At 49.6% G+C, this 772-nt stretch carries 1 protein-coding gene; it reads right to left on the bottom strand.

The genetic code is table 11. The features are described 5' to 3' along the window. Nucleotides 1-772, bottom strand: a 772-nt coding sequence (locus PsW74_RS21275; RefSeq protein WP_275505986.1) for a flagellin, incomplete at both ends; no start/stop codon positions are given.

The following is a 772-nucleotide window of genomic DNA, read 5'->3' as shown; positions in this document are numbered from 1 at the left end:
TGAATACCGAGCTGCTGCTGGGTCTGAAGAGCCTGCAGACGAGTGGATTCAGCATTCATGTCCGCATCAACCAGCTGACCGATACCACGATCAATCGCATCAGACAGATTGCTCGCAAACTCTTTTTGCATGTCAACACGTGATTTGGCAGAACCGAGCTCAGTTGCCGCATCAGTGATCGCGGACAGCTGACCGTCAACAACGTCGATGTAAGCAGCCAAGATACCGTTATCTACCGCGTTGTTACCAAGCGTGGAGATATCGAGATCAAGGAATGAAATCGGATCGATAGTACCCGCTACAGTAGAACCAGAAAGCGCTTCAAGCTTTCCAGCCACGTCTACCGCAATCGTGTTACCTGAAGGCAGGGTCGCTGTTGCCGCATTAAAAGTAGCTTTATCCGCATCAGATAGCCCTTCATAATGCTTTAAGATTGCAGCTTCGGTAGCCTTCCTGATAATACCATCTTCAGTTGCGGTAACACTGAGCGTACTCATATCACCTGCAGTTGTATGCGCAACAGTGGCGGCAGTACCATTCAGGTTTTCAGTAAGAATACCTGTGTTGCCTGCTACGCCACGGGTGTCAACCAAAACAGTTGTACGAGTATCAACAACGATGTTCTCAATCTGCGTGTTGCCAGCGGCATCACGCGTGAAGGAACCAGCGATCTCTTTGTTGAGAGCGTCGGTTGCCATGTTCTGCTGCAACCAGTTTTCACCGGAGAAAGTTGCAGAAGAGGCGATGGTTTCAAGCTGCTTTTGAAGCTGCT

This window comes from Pseudovibrio sp. W74, from assembly GCF_001623085.1.
Taxonomy (GTDB): Bacteria; Pseudomonadota; Alphaproteobacteria; order Rhizobiales; family Stappiaceae; genus Pseudovibrio.
Note: the sequence above shows the minus strand (reverse complement) of the source record. Positions and strands in the feature narration are given on the sequence as shown.